Raw genomic sequence first — 16,882 nt, 5'->3', positions numbered from 1 at the left:
ATATGGAAATCGGTATTTCTCATTATCTGACCGTTTCGGCCATCCTGTTCACACTTGGCGTCTTCGGTATTTTCTTAAACCGCAAGAACGTCATCGTTATCCTGATGTCTGTCGAATTGATTCTTCTTTCGGTCAATCTCAATTTCGTCGCGTTTTCTTCTGTGCTCGGCGATATGGTCGGGCAGGTTTTTGCGCTCTTCGTACTGACTGTTGCAGCTGCGGAAGCAGCTATCGGTCTTGCAATCCTCGTTGTTTTCTTCCGTAATCGCGGTTCTATCGCGGTGGAAGACGTCAATGTTATGAAAGGTTGACGGGCAAATGCTCTATAACGCGATCGTCTTCCTTCCGCTTATCGGCTTTCTTGTTGCAGGTCTCTTCGGCAACAAGATCGGCGCTAAAGCGAGTGAATACCTTACATCTGGCCTGATGGTGATCGTTGCGATCCTGTCATGGGTCGTGTTCTTCAAGATCCCGCTTGGTCATGATGCCGAAACGGTTCGTATCCCAGTTCTTCATTGGGTTACATCCGGTTCGCTGTCGTTCGATTGGGCTCTCCGTGTTGATACGCTGACTGGCGTCATGCTTGTCGTGATCAATTCGGTATCGGCACTGGTGCACATCTATTCGATTGGATACATGCACCATGATCCGCATCGTCCACGCTTCTTTGCTTATCTTTCGCTCTTTACCTTTGCCATGCTGATGCTGGTAACGTCGGACAATCTGATCCAGATGTTCTTCGGCTGGGAAGGCGTGGGTCTTGCATCTTACCTTCTGATCGGTTTCTGGTTCCAGAAGCCTTCGGCCAATGCCGCTGCAATGAAGGCATTCGTTGTCAACCGCGTTGGTGACTTTGGTTTCCTGCTCGGCATCTTCGGTCTGTTCGCGCTGTTTCAGTCGGTTGATTACAACACGATCTTCGCAGCTGCAGCAAACTATCTGCCAGCTGAAGGTTCGGCAGATGCGGGTGCTGTTGTTCTGAACTTCCTCGGCTACGAACTGCACAAGGAAACGGCGCTGACCGTTGTCTGCCTGCTCTTGTTCATGGGTGCTATGGGTAAGTCGGCGCAGTTCCTGCTGCACACATGGTTGCCTGACGCGATGGAAGGCCCGACACCTGTTTCCGCACTTATTCACGCGGCAACGATGGTGACCGCAGGGGTGTTCCTGGTTGCGCGTATGTCGCCAATCTTCGAACTCTCGCATACCGCTCTGCTGATCGTAACGATCATCGGTGCAACGACAGCATTCTTTGCGGCAACGGTTGCGCTTGTTCAAAACGACATCAAGCGTGTTATCGCTTATTCAACCTGTTCGCAGCTTGGCTACATGTTTGCGGCTTTGGGTGTCGGTGCATACGGCGCTGCTGTATTCCATCTCTTCACGCACGCTTTCTTCAAAGCACTTCTGTTCCTTTGCGCAGGCTCGGTTATCCATGCCGTGTCTGACGAACAGGATATGCGTCGCATGGGTGGTCTGCGTAAGCTGATCCCAATCACCTACTGGATGATGATGATCGGTACTGTTGCGATTACGGGTCTTGGTATTCCTGGCACGATCATCGGTACTGCTGGCTTCTTTTCGAAAGATGCCATCATCGAGTCGGTCTTCGCATCGCACAGCCTTGCTTCGGGTTATGCCTTCACGCTTCTGGTGGTCGCAGCTCTGTTTACGAGCTTCTACTCATGGCGCCTGATTTTCATGACCTTCTACGGCAAGCCACGCGCTTCTGCTGAAGTCATGCATCACGTTCATGAATCGCCTCCTGTCATGCTCGTGCCGCTGTTTATCCTCGCTGTGGGCGCACTGTTTGCAGGTGTTGTTTTCAAGGAATACTTCTTCGGCCACGAATATGCCGAGTTCTGGAAAGGTGCGCTTTTCACGCTGCCAAGCAACGAAATTCTGGAACATTATCACCATGTTCCGCTGTGGGTTAAGTTGTCGCCGTTCATCGCTATGCTGATCGGTCTGGTAACGGCCTGGATATTCTATATCCGTGCGCCACACATCCCGAAGGCACTCGCAGAGCGTCATCGCGGTCTGTACCAGTTCCTTCTCAACAAGTGGTACTTCGACGAACTCTATGACCTGATCTTCGTTCGTCCTGCCCGTTGGCTCGGCCGCTTCTTCTGGAAGGTCGGTGACGGCAAGATTATCGACGGTTACGGTCCTAATGGTGTCGCAGCACGCGTTCTTGATGTTACAGGTCGCGTTGTGAAGATGCAGTCGGGTTACCTTTATCATTACGCATTCGCGATGCTTATCGGCGTCGCCGCGCTCGTCACCTGGATGATGCTCGGGAGCTCTTTCTGATGACCGATTGGCCAATTCTTTCTACGGTCACATTCCTGCCGCTTGTCGGCGCCTTGTTGATCCTTCTCATCAAGGATGACAGCGAAGCCTCGCGTCGCAACATTAAAAATGTTGCGCTGCTGACCACGGTTTTCGTTTTCATTCTTTCTCTCGTGATCTGGGCCGGTTTTGATAATTCAAATCCGGGCTTCCAGATGGTCGAGCAGATTGACTGGCTCGGTGGTGGCATTTCCTACCACATGGGCGTTGACGGCATTTCCATGCTGTTTGTCGTTCTCTCCGCTTTCCTCATGCCTTTCTGCGTGCTGGCAAGCTGGCTGGCGATCGAGAAGCGCGTTAAGGAATACATGATTGCGTTCCTTATTCTGGAAACGCTCATGATCGGCGTGTTCTGCGCGCTGGATCTGTTCCTGTTCTACGTGTTCTTCGAAGCAAGCCTTATTCCGATGTTCATCATCATCGGCGTATGGGGTGGCAAGCGCCGCGTTTATGCAAGCTTCAAGTTCTTCCTTTATACGCTGCTTGGCTCGGTGCTGATGCTCATCGCTATCATGGCAATGTATTGGCAGGCCGGAACGCTCAACATCGTCGAGTTGCTGAAATACGACTTCCCGGCTGGCATGCAGACGTGGTTATGGCTGGCATTCTTTGCATCCTTCGCCGTCAAGATGCCAATGTGGCCAGTTCATACCTGGTTGCCGGATGCGCACGTTGAAGCCCCGACCGCAGGTTCGGTCATTCTGGCAGGTATTCTTCTGAAGCTCGGCGGCTATGGCTTCCTGCGCTTCTCGCTGCCGATGTTCCCGCTGGCATCTGCCGATTTTGCACCGCTCGTCTTTGCATTGTCTGCAATTGCTATCGTCTACACCTCGCTAGTTGCTCTGGTGCAGGAAGATATCAAGAAGCTGATTGCATACTCGTCGGTTGCGCATATGGGCTATGTCACCATGGGTATTTTCGCCGCCAACGAGCAGGGTGTGCAGGGTGCGATCTTCCAGATGCTCTCGCACGGTATCGTTTCGGGTGCGCTTTTCCTTTGTGTTGGCGTGATTTATGATCGTATGCATACGCGTGAAATCTCGGCGTTTGGCGGGCTCGTCAACAATATGCCGAAATACGCAGTTGCCTTCCTCATCCTGACGATGGCGAATGTCGGTCTTCCGGGCACCTCTGGCTTTATCGGTGAATTCCTCACGCTGTTCGGTGTCTTCCGTGTCAATACGTGGGTGGCGCTGTTTGCAACATCGGGTGTGATCCTGTCGGCAGCCTATGCGCTGTGGCTCTATCGCAATGTGGTGTTTGGTGCGCTGACCAAGGAAAGCCTAAAGGGGCTTCTCGACCTCAGCCCGCGTGAAAAGCTGATTCTCTATCCGCTTGTGGCCCTCACTATCTTCTTCGGTGTGTATCCGGTGCCGGTCTTCGATGTGACCGCAAGTGCCGTGCATGCACTGGTTACCAATTATGACGCAGCGCTGGCAAATGCCGCTAGTGCTACGCTGGCGCAGTAAGTAAAGGCGTAGGCTTGATGCAAACCGACCTGATTGCTTCCCTGACTCTCGCAGCTCCCGAGGTTCTCCTCGCGCTGAGTGGGCTGGTATTGCTTATGATCGGCGTGTTCTCCGGAGAGCGCGCCTCAACCATCGTCAATGGACTAGCTGTCGCCGTTCTGATCGCAGCACTCGCTCTTGTCCTGATTTTCCCTCACAATGGCAGCGCTTTTGGCGGTGCTTTTGTCAGCGATGCATTTGCGCGCTTCATGAAGGCGCTGACATTGATCGGCTCTATCGTGGCGCTGATCATGTCGGTCGGCTTCGCGCGTGAAGAAAAATTTGACAAGTTCGAGTTTCCTGTCCTGATCGTGATTTCCACGCTCGGCATGCTCATCATGGTGTCGGCATCGAATATGCTGACGCTTTATATGGGTCTCGAATTGCAGTCTTTGGCACTTTATGTGCTTGCAGCCTTCAATCGTGACAGCGTGCGTTCCACAGAAGCAGGCCTAAAATATTTCGTTCTTGGTGCGCTGTCTTCGGGTATGCTGCTCTATGGTATCAGCCTTGTTTACGGTTACACCGGCCATATCGGTTTTGCTGAAATTGCAAGTGCAATCACCGGCGGTGAGCGTCAGCTTGGCCTCGTCTTTGGTCTGGTGTTTATCCTCGCAGGCCTCTGCTTCAAGATCTCTGCTGTTCCATTTCATATGTGGACGCCGGACGTTTATGAAGGTTCGCCAACGCCGGTAACCGCGTTCTTTGCGGCTGCTCCGAAAATGGCTGCAATGGCGCTGATCGTTCGTGTTGTTGAAGGTGCATTCGCTCCTGTCACTCACGACTGGCAGCAGATCATTACATTCGTTGCAATCGCTTCGATGGTTCTTGGTGCCTTCGCTGCAATCGGCCAGCGCAACATCAAACGCCTGATGGCTTACTCGTCGATCAGCCACATGGGGTATGCCCTCGTTGGTCTGGCAGCAGGTACGGTTGTCGGTGTTAAGGGTGTGGCTCTTTACATGGCGATCTATCTGGTCATGACGCTTGGCAGCTTTGCTTTCATTTTGTCGATGCGGACCAAAGATGGCAATGTTGAGAAGATTGACGATCTTGCTGGGCTTTCGCGCACCAATCCGGTCATGGCTGTTATCATGACGATCATGCTTTTCTCGCTTGCAGGTATTCCACCGCTCGCTGGCTTTTTCGGTAAGTGGTACACCTTCGTTGCAGCCGTTGAAGTGGGTCTTTATCCATTGGCGATCATCGGTATTGTCGCTTCGGTTGTAGGTGCTTTCTACTATCTGCGTATGATCAAGGTCATGTGGTTCGATGAGCCGGTGGCGACTTTCGTTCCGGCGGCAATTGAGCTCCGTCTGGTTCTGCTCGTTTCGGGTGCCTTCGTTCTGTTCTATGGACTGATCGGTGGCTGGCTCGGTGGCTTGGCTGAAACAGCAGCGAAGACATTCTTCTGAGCATGACAATAAATAAGGCCGCAGTTGATGGCATGGGATTCACGCTGGCACCTGCGGCTTTAGCAGACAAATACCGACTGGAGTTTTTCCCGGTCGTTGGTTCTACCAATGCAGAGGCGCTTGCACAGGCTAATGCCTGGGATGCAGGACGCCTCTGGTTCGTTTCTCCCAAGCAGGAGAGAGGACGAGGGCGCCGTGGCCGTACATGGACTGCGCCTGAAGGCAATCTCGCCGCCACTCTGCTTCTCGTTGATCAATTTGAACCGAAAACAGCTGCCACACTCGGTTTTGTTGCAGGTCTGGCCTTGGCCGACGCTGTGGATGCCGTGTTGCCGGAAGCGGTGGTTGCTAAAGTGAACGTTGCACTCAAATGGCCAAATGATGTGCTTGTGGATGGCGCAAAGCTCTCGGGAATTCTGCTTGAGTCAACAATGCTCTCTGACGGGTATTTCGGAATAGCGATCGGCATGGGCACAAACGTTGTTGCAGCGCCTGAGGGCCTGCCTTATGCCGCAACCTCGATCAACGCATTGGGCGGCAATACGGATGCAGCCACACTGTTTCTCGCGCTTTCCGATGCATGGTGTCACTACTACCGTATATGGGATCAGGGACGGGGATTGAATAATATCCGCACGCTTTGGCTCAAACGGGCATATGGCCTTGGTCAGCCTGTTGCAATGCAACTCAATGGCAAGATCGTTGAAGGCGTGTTTGAGACTATCGATTCGGAATGCCGACTGGTCATCCGCCAAGACGACGGAATGCGTGTGCCCGTAACTGCGGGTGACGTCTATTTTGGAACAGCCGCCTCCATTAAAGCCGGTTCATGAACGAATATTTGTGAACAATGCGCGACATTGCACGTCATTCCGGGCTTGCAAACTATCGGTTGTCGGTTCAACAGAGGCATAATAAATTCAAAGCATAGAACAGGGAGGCATTATGCCCCGCTCACCATCCACGCAATTTGTCTTCCTGCCACTTGGTGGTGTCGGCGAAATCGGCATGAATGTCGCCATGTACGGCTTTGGTCCCGAAGACAATCGTGAATGGATCGTGGTTGACATGGGCGTAAGCTTTGCCGGACCGGAGCATCCGGGGGCGGACCTTATTCTTCCTGATATTCGTTTTCTAGAAGCTGAAAAGCACAATCTGCGCGGTATTGTCATCACGCATGCGCATGAAGATCATTACGGAGCGCTGCTTGATCTCTGGCCGCGCCTGAAAGCGCCAGTCTACGCAACACCATTCACGGCAGGTTTGCTTGAAGCCAAGCGCCAGTCTGAATTCGGTGCGCCGGAAATCCCTATGAATATTTTCAAAGCGGGTGAAAGCTTTGAAATCGGGTCGTTCAAGATCGAAGCCATTGCGGTTACGCACTCCATTCCTGAACCTGTTTCACTTGCCATTACCACGCCGCTGGGCACTGTCATTCATACAGGCGACTGGAAGATGGACCCGGATCCGTCGATGGGGCCGCTGATTGATGAAGCACGTTTCCGTGCGCTTGGTGATCAGGGTGTTCTGGCGCTCGTCTGCGACTCCACCAATGCGATGCGCGAAGGGGAATCTCCATCTGAGCGTCAAGTCGGCGAAAGCCTGCGCGAACTCATTGAAAACGCGCGTGGACGCGTTGCCATTACGACTTTCTCGTCGAATGTTGGACGCATTCGCTCGATCACCGAAGCCGCACGCGATGCGGGTCGTCAGGTGCTGGTGGTTGGTCGTTCCATGAAACGCACAATCGCTGTGGCGACCGAACTTGGCTATATGGAAGGCCTGCCTGAGTTCCTCAGCGAAGACGATTATGGCTATATTCCGCGTGAAAACGTCGTGATGATCCTCACGGGCAGTCAGGGCGAACCGCGTGCAGCACTTGCGAAACTTGCGCGTGATGAAATGCGCAGCATTGCGCTTTCGGCTGGCGATACGGTTATTTTCTCGTCGCGCCCGATTCCGGGTAACGAAAAGGCCATTCTGGACATCAAGAACAAGCTTATCGATCAGGGTATCAAGCTGATCAGCGATGATGAAGCGCTCGTCCATGTTTCCGGCCATCCACGAAGAGCCGAGCTGAAGCGCATGTATTCCTGGGTGCGCCCGAAAATCCTCGTGCCGGTGCACGGTGAAGCAGCGCATCTTGTCGCGCAGGGGTCGCTAGGGGCAATGGAAGGCATCGAAGAAATCGCACAGGTGCGTGATGGCGACATGCTCCGTCTTGCACCCGGCAAGGCCGAAATCATCGACGAAGCCCCGATTGGTCGTATCTATAAGGACGGCAAACTGATCGGTGATGAAGACGAAATCGGTATGGTTGAGCGACGCAAGCTTGCCTATGTCGGTCATGTTGCGGTTTCCGTGCTGCTCGACCGTGATTTCAAGATTATGGATGAACCTGATCTTGTCGCTTTCGGTCTGCCAGAGGAAGACGGCCAGGGTGACCTGATGGAAGATGTTCTGCTTGATGCAGCTATTGAAGCGATCGACAGCATTCCACGTGTTCGCCGCAAGGATCTGGAAGTGGTTCGTGAATCCGTTCGCCGTGCTGTTCGCGCTGCGACAAATGAAGCATGGGGCAAAAAGCCGGTAGTGACAGTATTTCTCAACCGGATAAAGTAGGCTTCAGTTTTCGGGAGGAGGATACTGATGCTTGAACGCCTGAACCATGTCGCAATTGCGGTGCCCGATATTAAGGTCGCTTCTGCACTTTATAGCGGCCAGTTGGGTGCGAAAGTGACCGCGCCACAGGCTTTGCCTGAGCATGGTGTGACGGTGGTCTTCATTGATGTAGGCAATACCAAGATTGAGTTGCTTGAGCCTTTGGGCGAGGGATCACCTATCACAAGCTTTCTGGAAAAGAACCCTTCCGGCGGCATCCACCATCTTTGCTATGAAGTGGCGGATATTATCGCCGCTCGTGACCATCTAAAGGCAGAAGGCGCGCGCATTCTTGGCAGCGGCGAACCAAAGATTGGGGCGCATGGGAAACCCGTACTGTTTTTGCATCCCAAGGACTTCAATGGCACTCTAATTGAGCTTGAGGAGGCATGAGATGACGATTGTCTCCGGCATCGCCATGTATTTTATCTTCTGGTGGATCACATTGTTTGCGCTTTTACCTGTTGGGTTACGAACGCAAGCGGAAGAAAATGACGTGACTTTGGGAACGGTCGCCAGTGCACCGGCAAAACCCCGCATTGGGCGGGCTTTTCTTCGCACAACGATTGTGGCTTCAGCCATATTTGCGCTCTATTACTATATGACGCAGGTTCGAGGTTTTGGGCTTGACGACATTCCACATTTCTTCCCCGATCTGAAATAGCAACCAGACCGGTTTAGATATTTTATAGGCCGTTGATCTTCCGCCTAATATTTAGGCAGTAAATTTCTGAGGAGCATTTTATACGTGGAACTGTTAGATTCTCTGTGAATCTAAAACTCATCAATTCAGTATAACTATTTGAATCAATATAAAATTAGCGCTTCGATCCGTGATTTTTTCCACCATGTTTCGGCGGTTGCAATGTCCCATTGAGTTTCAAATGATTGGAAATCAGTCTAAAAATTCGTCAAATGAGAAAAATCAATAATAACAGTAGGTTGCTCGCGCTTGGTCGCCTAAAAAACCGCGTTTATTGTCAAGGCTAAAAAAAAAGCAAGGCTTTCGCCTTGCTAGTCGAATACGCGTTCGATCCATTTCCATTTTACCGGCGGCAGCGAAAAATCGCGCCTGGATCCATCCTCCCAAGACTTTGACCGCGTTAAACAACGGTTATTTCCGTTGTCATGCTTATTGATGAAAAAAATAGCGGACTGCACAGCTTTTGTCACCAAGAATCTTTCAGGAAGTCATATTTCCTTCGTATTTTTTGCCCTTTTTATATGTGATCCGCGTAAAATATTGAATTTTAAAAAGAATTAAGTGGAGCGCATCTCGATTCTCTATTTACAGGCGCGTTGCTGATTGTTGTGGGTGCTAAAAAAGCTGGTTAGCAAACAGTAAATGGGCGGGTTTTCAACAGCGGCATAACTCGTTATGAAATCGACAGATTTGCTTAATTTTTGCCTGATTCTCCTCACACTCAGTTGATACTCAGGCAATCTCTCTCTTGATCGGTGGTCACGATGCGTCTGTCGCGGTATTTTTTGCCTATTCTAAAGGAAAACCCAAAAGAGGCAGAAATTGTCTCTCACAGGTTAATGCTGCGCGCGGGTATGATCCGTCAGCAGTCGGCAGGCATTTATTCATGGCTCCCTCTTGGTCTGAAAGTGCTCAACAAGGTTTGCAATATCATTCGTGAAGAGCAAAACCGTGCTGGTGCGAATGAAATTCTGATGCCGACGATCCAGTCGGCCGATCTTTGGCGTGAAAGCGGTCGTTATGATGCGTATGGCAAGGAAATGCTTCGCATTCAGGACCGTCAGGAGCGCGAAATGCTCTTCGGACCGACCAATGAAGAAATGGTTACGGATATTTTCCGTTCTTATGTCCGTTCTTATAAAGACCTGCCGCTTAACCTTTATCATATCCAATGGAAGTTCCGCGACGAAGTGCGTCCGCGTTTCGGCGTAATGCGCTCGCGTGAATTCCTGATGAAAGATGCTTATTCGTTCGACCTCGACTATGAGGGCGCGAAGATGGCTTACTACCGCATGTTTGTCTCTTATCTGCGCACGTTTGCTCGCGTGGGTCTGCAGGCGATCCCGATGCGTGCCGATACCGGCCCGATCGGTGGTGATCTCAGTCACGAATTCATCATTCTGGCTGAAACCGGTGAAAGCCAGGTCTACTGCGATAAGGCTTATCTCGATTTGGCCGTTCCAGGCGCGGACACCGATTTCCGCAATGATGAGCAGTTGACGGATATCGTTAATCGCTGGACGACCCCTTATGCCGCAACAGACGAAATGCATGATGAAGCTGAATGGGCTGCTGTAAAGGCAGAGGATCAGGTTTCCGCGCGGGGTATTGAAGTCGGCCATATCTTCCACTTCGGCACTAAATATTCCGAGCCTATGGGGGCAAAAGTGCAGGGTCCAGATGGCAAGGAGCATCTTGTTTCGATGGGCTCTTACGGTATCGGCCCTTCGCGTCTGGTGGCAGCTGCTATTGAAGCATCCCACGACGAAGCTGGCATCATCTGGCCAAAGGCGATTGCGCCTTTTGGTGTTGGCATTGTCAACATGAAGCCGGGGGATGAAGGTTGCGATGGCGTGAGTGAAAAACTCTATGAAGCTTTCACGAATGCCGGCATTGATCCGCTTCTCGATGACACGGATAACCGTCCTGGCTCCAAGTTTGCGACCATGGATCTGATCGGCCTGCCTTATCAGGTTATCGTCGGTCCACGTGGTGTCGCCGCTGGCGAAGTCGAGGTCAAGGACCGTAAGACCGGTGAGCGTCAGAATCTCACCGTCGAAGCTGCAATCAATCTATTGACGGCTTAAACATGAGCAGTGCGGCGGCAGCAAAATCTGATGGTAAACAGAAGGCGTCTGGTAAGACACCTTCTTCCGGTCCATTTTCAGCCTTTGAGCGGATGATCGCATGGCGCTATTTGCGAGCGCGCCGCCGCGAAACCTTTATATCGGTCATCGCCGGTTTCTCTTTCACCGGTATCATGCTCGGTGTTGCTACCCTCATCATCGTTATGGCGGTGATGAATGGCTTCCGCGCGGAGCTTCTGAATAGAATTCTGGGCATTAACGGTCATCTCATCATGCAGCCGATTGATCGCCCGCTTGATGATTACGCGAGCCTCATTACTCGCATTGACGGCATTTCCGGTGTGAAGTTCGCCATACCAGTCGTAGAAGGACAGGCTTTAGTGCAAGGCAATATCGGTGCAGGCACCGGCGCACTGGTTCGCGGCCTTCGCGAGGAGGATCTTGCCAAGCTCAAGCTTGTTTCTGACAATATTAAGCAGGGCACTTTGCAGGGGTTCGATCAGAGCGGAGGTGTGGCCATTGGTACACGTATGGCTGAAAACCTCGGCCTCTCCATTGGCGACACATTGCGCGTTATCTCTCCTGATGGTGACGTGACGCCCTTTGGCGTAAACCCACGCGTGAAAGCCTATCCGATTGTCGCGATCTTTGAGATCGGTATGTCGGAATATGATGCGTCCATCGTGATGATGCCACTCACTGAAGCGCAGTTGTTCTTCAACCAGGAAGACAAGGTTCAGTCGCTCGAAATCTTCGTCGATAATCCGGATAAGGTCGATGCCATGCGCGCACCAGTTGAGGAAGTGGCAGCTCGCCAGATTTCCATGGTCGATTGGCGCCAGCGCAACCAGACTTTCTTTTCTGCCTTGCAGGTCGAGCGCAATGTCATGTTCATGATCCTTACGTTGATCGTGCTTGTCGCAGCTCTCAACATTATTTCCGGCCTTATCATGCTGGTGAAGGATAAAGGGCGTGACATCGCGATCCTGAGAACCATGGGGGCAACACGTGGCGCTGTCATGCGGATATTCCTGATGACGGGGGCTGCGATTGGCGTGACGGGTACGCTTGCAGGCGTAGTGCTCGGAGTTGTCGTGTGTCTGAATGTCGAGCGGATTCGACAGTTCTTTTCGTGGCTTTCGGGTACGACCCTGTTTAATCCGGAACTTTATTTCTTAAGCACGCTGCCCGCAAAGATGGATGTTGGCGAAACCTTATCTGTTATTGGAATGGCTTTGGTCCTTTCATTTATTGCCACCATTTTGCCGGCATGGCGCGCGGCCAAGCTCGATCCGGTCGAAGCTCTGAGGTATGAATAATGGCGGCTGAAGTCATTCTGCGTCTGGAAAATGTCAGCCGAGCCTATAAGGAAGCTGATCGCGAACTGGTTATTCTGAAAGACGCGAGCTTTACGCTGCGTCGCGGCGAGATGGTGGCGCTTGTTGCGCCATCTGGTGCAGGTAAATCAACGCTGCTTCACACTGCTGGTTTGCTGGAGCGCCCGGATGCTGGTGATGTCATTCTGGATGGGCGTTCGTGTGGTGAACTGCCGGAAGACGAACGTACTGCTGTCCGCCGCAACGATGTGGGCTTTGTTTATCAGTTCCACCACTTGCTGCCGGAATTTTCTGCGCTGGAAAATGTGATGATGCCGCAGATGATCCGTGGCCTTCCGCAGAAGGCTGCAATGGTACGTGCGCAGCAACTGTTGGATTACATGAAGATCGGCAAGCGTGCTTCGCATCGTCCAGCCGAGCTTTCTGGCGGCGAGCAGCAGCGCGTTGCTATTGCGCGTGCAGTCGCCAACGCACCTCTCGTACTTTTGGCCGATGAGCCGACCGGGAATCTCGATCCGACAACATCGTCTTATGTTTTTGGTGCTCTGGAAGCTTTGGTGCGCCAGTCTGGATTGGCCGCGATGATCGCCACACATAACCACGATCTTGCACGTCGTATGGACAGGCGCGTGACGCTGAAAGACGGCAAGGTTGTAGATCTTTGATATCGCAAGCCCGATAGCTTTATCTGCGCTGAGATAAAGCTCAGAGTTTTACGACTACCTGTTTCCCAACGCCGACGGCTGATGCTGTCGGCGTTTTCTGTTTATATTTCATAAACCTTAAATAGATCTGCACAGCTATATTAGTGTTGACATTGGAACAAAAATGGAACAAAAAATAAACATACGTGAACAAAGAGGAGTTATCCACATGACCGATCTCGTCTACGACGTTTTATCTTTCGTCTCCGTCAGCCTGTTCGTTGCAACTTTCGCTATCTGGGTAAGTGCAATCTGAAAACGTAAAACGGGTTCTTTTGTGAACCTGAACGATAGTAACGAAGCTAACTCTGGACATCGTTACCGTATTCCCCGAAACTGCCTGAATGGGCGATGAGAGTCGCCCGTTATCGTGTGCAAACTTCAATATTGTGAATGGCACGCGGATGGCGATAAAGGCATGATTTCATTATCATGCCTTAGCAGCGGAGTTAGCTCTGCAAAGATCGGGGAAATGATATGAGTGATACAGCAAGCATCGAAGCGGGCAGGGACAAGTCGTCGCCTCGTTTTGTTCATCTGCGAGTTCATTCTGCTTATTCCTTGCTCGAAGGTGCACTGCCGGTTGGCAAGATCATCAAACAGGCGATTGCCGATGAAGCGCCGGCCATCGCAATAACCGACAGCAACAATTTATTTGGCGCTTTGGAGTTTGCTCAGAAAGCGTCGAAAGATGGTTTGCAACCTATTATCGGTTGCCAGCTTGATGTTGCATTTGGCGATCACAATGATAACAGCCGCAGCGCAAACCGCAGGCTTGTTCTTGATCTTGCGCCTTTGGTCTTCCTTGCTTCTACGGAGGAAGGCTACGGCAACATCGTTAGGCTGGTCAGTCGTGCCTACCTCGATACGCCCTCAGGTGATCCGGTACATGTGGATGCGAGCTGGCTGTCCGGTCTTGCAGAAGATGTGATCGTCCTTTCGGGTGGTCCGCTGGGGCCGATCGGACGCGCATTTGCTGCTGACCGTGCTGATCGCGCCGAAAGTCGACTGGCCTTTTTGAAAGACGCTTTTGGTGATCGCTTATATGTCGAGTTGCAACGTCAGGCCGGCTATGACCGAGCGCTTGAAGCAAAAACTGTCGAACTTGCTTATGCAATGGATTTGCCGCTCGTCGCTACGAATGAAGCCTTCTTCCTTAAGGCAGAGGATTTCGAAGCACATGATGCGCTGCTCGCCATCGCGGAAGGACAAATTATTTCCAATGATGATCGCCGTCGTCTGACGCCGGATCATTATTTGAAAAGCCGCGCCGAAATGGTTGCGCTTTTTGCAGATCTGCCCGAAGCACTTGAAAATACAATTGAGATTGCGCAGCGCTGCAGCTGGTTTACTCAGACGAGACAGCCAATTCTGCCGCGTTTCACTGGCGATTCTGATGATCCTGAAGCAGCTATGCGGGCTGAGGCTGACGAGCTTGCCCGGCAGGCACGCGAAGGCCTGAAGATGCGGCTGGGAACAGCTGGACTTGCTGAAGGGTATACGGAACAACAATATGCCGAGCGGCTCGACTACGAGATCGGCATTATAACCCGCATGAAGTTCCCGGGCTACTTTCTCATTGTTGCGGACTTTATCAAATGGGCGAAGCAAAAGAGTATTCCGGTGGGGCCGGGCCGTGGGTCCGGTGCGGGTTCGCTTGTCGCCTATGCCTTGACGATAACGGACGTTGATCCGCTACGCTTCTCGCTGCTGTTCGAACGCTTCCTCAATCCTGACCGCGTATCGATGCCCGATTTCGATATCGACTTCTGTCAGGACCGTCGTGAAGAAGTTATTCGTTATGTGCAGGCAAAGTATGGCCGTGATCAGGTTGCACAGATCATCACATTTGGAACGCTGCAAGCGCGTGCGGTATTACGCGATGTGGGCCGTGTTCTCGAAATGCCCTATGGCCAGGTTGACCGCCTCTGCAAGCTGGTGCCTCAAAACCCGGCTAATCCGGTATCTTTGGCGCAGGCTATTGAAACAGAACCCAAAATCAATGAGGAGCGGGAGAAGGAGCCGGTCGTCGGTCGCCTTCTCGATATGGCGCTGAAGCTTGAAGGGCTTTATCGCCACGCTTCAACCCACGCTGCCGGTATCGTTATCGGTGATCGCCCGCTTTCTGAACTTGTTCCGATGTATCGTGATCCGCGTTCCGATATGCCGGTCACACAGTTTAATATGAAGTGGGTTGAACAGGCCGGTCTGGTCAAGTTCGACTTTCTTGGTCTCAAAACTCTCACTGTGCTTGAAACAGCCGTCAAGCTCATCGCGCGCAAGGGCATAGACATTGATCTGTCGCGTCTGCCGCTTGATGACAAGCTTACCTATGAAATGCTGTCTCGTGGTGAAACGGTCGGTGTGTTTCAGGTGGAAAGTGCGGGTATGCGTAAAGCGCTGCTAGGCATGCGACCAGACCGCATTGAGGATATTATTGCACTTGTGGCGCTTTATCGCCCGGGTCCGATGGAGAATATCCCGACCTATAATGCGCGCAAAAACGGTGAGGAAGAGATCGCTTCCATTCATCCGAAGATCGACGGTCTGATTAAGGAAACGCAAGGCGTTATCGTTTATCAGGAACAGGTGATGCAGATCGCGCAGGTTCTTTCCGGCTATTCGCTGGGTGAAGCTGATCTTCTACGCCGTGCTATGGGTAAAAAAATCCGTGAGGAAATGGACAAACAACGTGTCCGTTTCGTTGACGGTGCAATTGAAGGCGGTGTTGATAAAGCTCAGGCGAACATGATTTTCGACTTGTTGGCTAAGTTCGCTGACTATGGCTTCAACAAGTCTCACGCAGCTGCCTATGCAATCGTGTCTTATCAGACCGCCTATATGAAGGCGCATTACCCTGTTGAGTTTCTTGCCGCTTCAATGACATATGATATGTCGAACGCCGATAAGCTTAACGATTTCCGTCGCGATGCAAATCGGCTGGGGATTGATGTTGTCACTCCATCAGTCATGACGTCGTTCCGCCCTTTTGAGGTGGGAGAGAAGAAAATTTTCTATTCTCTTGCTGCAATCAAGGGTGTCGGGGAGGCGGCGGTTGATCATATCGTCAATGTTCGCTCAGAAAAGCCGTTTGAAAGTCTGGAAGATTTCTTTGAGCGGGTCGATCCTAAAATCGTCAATCGTCGCGTCACGGAAAGCTTGATCAATGCCGGTGCGCTTGATTGTTTTGGTCGTGACCGAGCTTCGATGAGCGCTGGCATGGATCGCATCATGGGCTTCGCCCAGCGCACGCAGGAAAATGCGGCTAGTGGTCAGTCCGATATTTTCGGGCTTTCGGGTGCACCGAAAGAAACACTTATTCTGCCGCAGGCTGCACCATGGCTTCCATCAGAAAAGCTACATCGCGAATTTCAGGCGGTCGGATTCTATCTGTCTGCACATCCGCTTGATGAATATCGTCAGGTACTTGATCGTATGCGCGTACAGAGTTGGACCGAGTTTTCGGCGGCGGTGAAGCGGGGCGCAAATGCGGGTCGTCTTGCAGGGACCGTGACAACCAGACAGGAGCGTAAGACACGCACAGGCAATAAGATGGGCATTGTGCAGCTATCGGATGCCAGCGGTCAGTTTGAAGCTGTGCTTTTCTCGGAAGGTCTGGCGCAATATCGCGATCTCCTTGAGAGCGGTAAATCGGTGGTGGTTACGGTTGCTGCTGAAAACCGCCCAGAAGGTATTGGCCTCAGAATCCAGACGGTTCAGTCACTGGAAGATGAGGCTTGCCGTATGCAAAAGGCATTGCGACTTTATCTGCGTTCAGCCGAGGCGGTGAAGCACATTGCGCCGCATTTTAACACGCGTGGTGACGGGCAGGTGAGCCTGATTGTCATTAAGGAAGATGGCCAGCGCGAGGTCGAGATTGAACTTCCTCACCGTTATCGCGTCAGTCCGCAAATTGCGAGCGCGATGAAGGCAATCCCGGGTATCGTGGAAGTCGAACTGGTTTAAAGTGCATCCCGAAAAGTGTGAAGCGCCCTACGCAGGGAAATCAGTCCACTGGAGTGATTGCCGGTCCCGCCATGATCGGAAAGGGCGCACGTAAAACATTCATTGAAAGCGCCTATCTGGTCCAATCAAATCGTCGCTCTTATGAAAAA

General features: G+C 52.0%; 12 protein-coding genes. All 12 read left to right on the top strand.

Annotated elements, in window-relative coordinates; translation table 11 throughout:
* The first annotated feature begins 2 nt into the window (after positions 1 to 2).
* The 12 genes from nuoK (at position 3) to dnaE (ending at position 16,733) form a co-directional block, all read left to right on the top strand.
* Positions 3 to 311, top strand: a complete 309-nt coding sequence (gene nuoK / locus H5024_RS08470; protein WP_007874552.1) for an NADH-quinone oxidoreductase subunit NuoK — start codon at positions 3 to 5, stop codon at positions 309 to 311.
* 7 nt (positions 312 to 318) lie between these two features.
* Complete coding sequence (gene nuoL, locus H5024_RS08465; RefSeq protein ID WP_187545360.1) at positions 319 to 2,313, top strand: NADH-quinone oxidoreductase subunit L; 1,995 nt, start codon at positions 319 to 321, stop codon at positions 2,311 to 2,313.
* The gene (locus H5024_RS08460; RefSeq protein ID WP_187545358.1) at positions 2,313 to 3,821 is read left to right on the top strand and encodes an NADH-quinone oxidoreductase subunit M; all 1,509 of its coding nucleotides are present in this window, start codon (positions 2,313 to 2,315) and stop codon (positions 3,819 to 3,821) included. Before nuoL ends, H5024_RS08460 begins: the two co-directional genes overlap by 1 nt.
* 17 nt (positions 3,822 to 3,838) lie before the next feature.
* Positions 3,839 to 5,275 (top strand): NADH-quinone oxidoreductase subunit NuoN, encoded by a 1,437-nt coding sequence (gene nuoN / locus H5024_RS08455; RefSeq protein WP_187545356.1) that lies wholly within the window; start codon positions 3,839 to 3,841, stop codon positions 5,273 to 5,275.
* Positions 5,276 to 5,307: 32 nt separating this feature from the next.
* On the top strand, positions 5,308 to 6,108 hold the full coding sequence (locus tag H5024_RS08450) for a biotin--[acetyl-CoA-carboxylase] ligase (protein ID WP_187546717.1): 801 nt from the start codon (positions 5,308 to 5,310) through the stop codon (positions 6,106 to 6,108).
* A 112-nt stretch (positions 6,109 to 6,220) separates the two neighbouring features.
* Entirely contained in the window at positions 6,221 to 7,897 is a 1,677-nt protein-coding gene (locus tag H5024_RS08445) for a ribonuclease J (protein ID WP_187545354.1), read from the top strand.
* A 27-nt stretch (positions 7,898 to 7,924) separates the two neighbouring features.
* Entirely contained in the window at positions 7,925 to 8,329 is a 405-nt protein-coding gene (gene mce / locus H5024_RS08440; RefSeq protein WP_187545352.1) for a methylmalonyl-CoA epimerase, read from the top strand.
* Position 8,330: 1 nt separating this feature from the next.
* Positions 8,331 to 8,600 (top strand): DUF1467 family protein, encoded by a 270-nt coding sequence (locus tag H5024_RS08435; RefSeq protein WP_187545350.1) that lies wholly within the window; start codon positions 8,331 to 8,333, stop codon positions 8,598 to 8,600.
* 803 nt (positions 8,601 to 9,403) lie between these two features.
* Positions 9,404 to 10,726 carry a proline--tRNA ligase gene (gene proS, locus H5024_RS08430; RefSeq protein WP_187545348.1) on the top strand — a complete coding sequence of 441 codons (1,323 nt, stop codon included), beginning with the start codon at positions 9,404 to 9,406 and terminating at the stop codon, positions 10,724 to 10,726.
* 2 nt (positions 10,727 to 10,728) lie between these two features.
* Positions 10,729 to 12,045 carry a lipoprotein-releasing ABC transporter permease subunit gene (locus tag H5024_RS08425; protein ID WP_187545347.1) on the top strand — a complete coding sequence of 439 codons (1,317 nt, stop codon included), beginning with the start codon at positions 10,729 to 10,731 and terminating at the stop codon, positions 12,043 to 12,045.
* Entirely contained in the window at positions 12,045 to 12,728 is a 684-nt protein-coding gene (locus H5024_RS08420; protein WP_187545345.1) for an ABC transporter ATP-binding protein, read from the top strand. The genes H5024_RS08425 and H5024_RS08420 overlap by 1 nt, the downstream gene beginning before the upstream one ends.
* A gap of 516 nt (positions 12,729 to 13,244) precedes the next feature.
* Positions 13,245 to 16,733, top strand: a complete 3,489-nt coding sequence (gene dnaE / locus H5024_RS08415) for a DNA polymerase III subunit alpha (RefSeq protein ID WP_187545343.1) — start codon at positions 13,245 to 13,247, stop codon at positions 16,731 to 16,733.
* The last annotated feature ends 149 nt before the right edge of the window (positions 16,734 to 16,882 follow it).

This window comes from Ochrobactrum sp. Marseille-Q0166 (genome assembly GCF_014397025.1).
Lineage (GTDB): Bacteria > Pseudomonadota > Alphaproteobacteria > Rhizobiales > Rhizobiaceae > Brucella.
The sequence above is the reverse complement of the archived record's forward strand: the minus strand, read 5'-3'. Positions and strand labels throughout refer to the sequence as shown.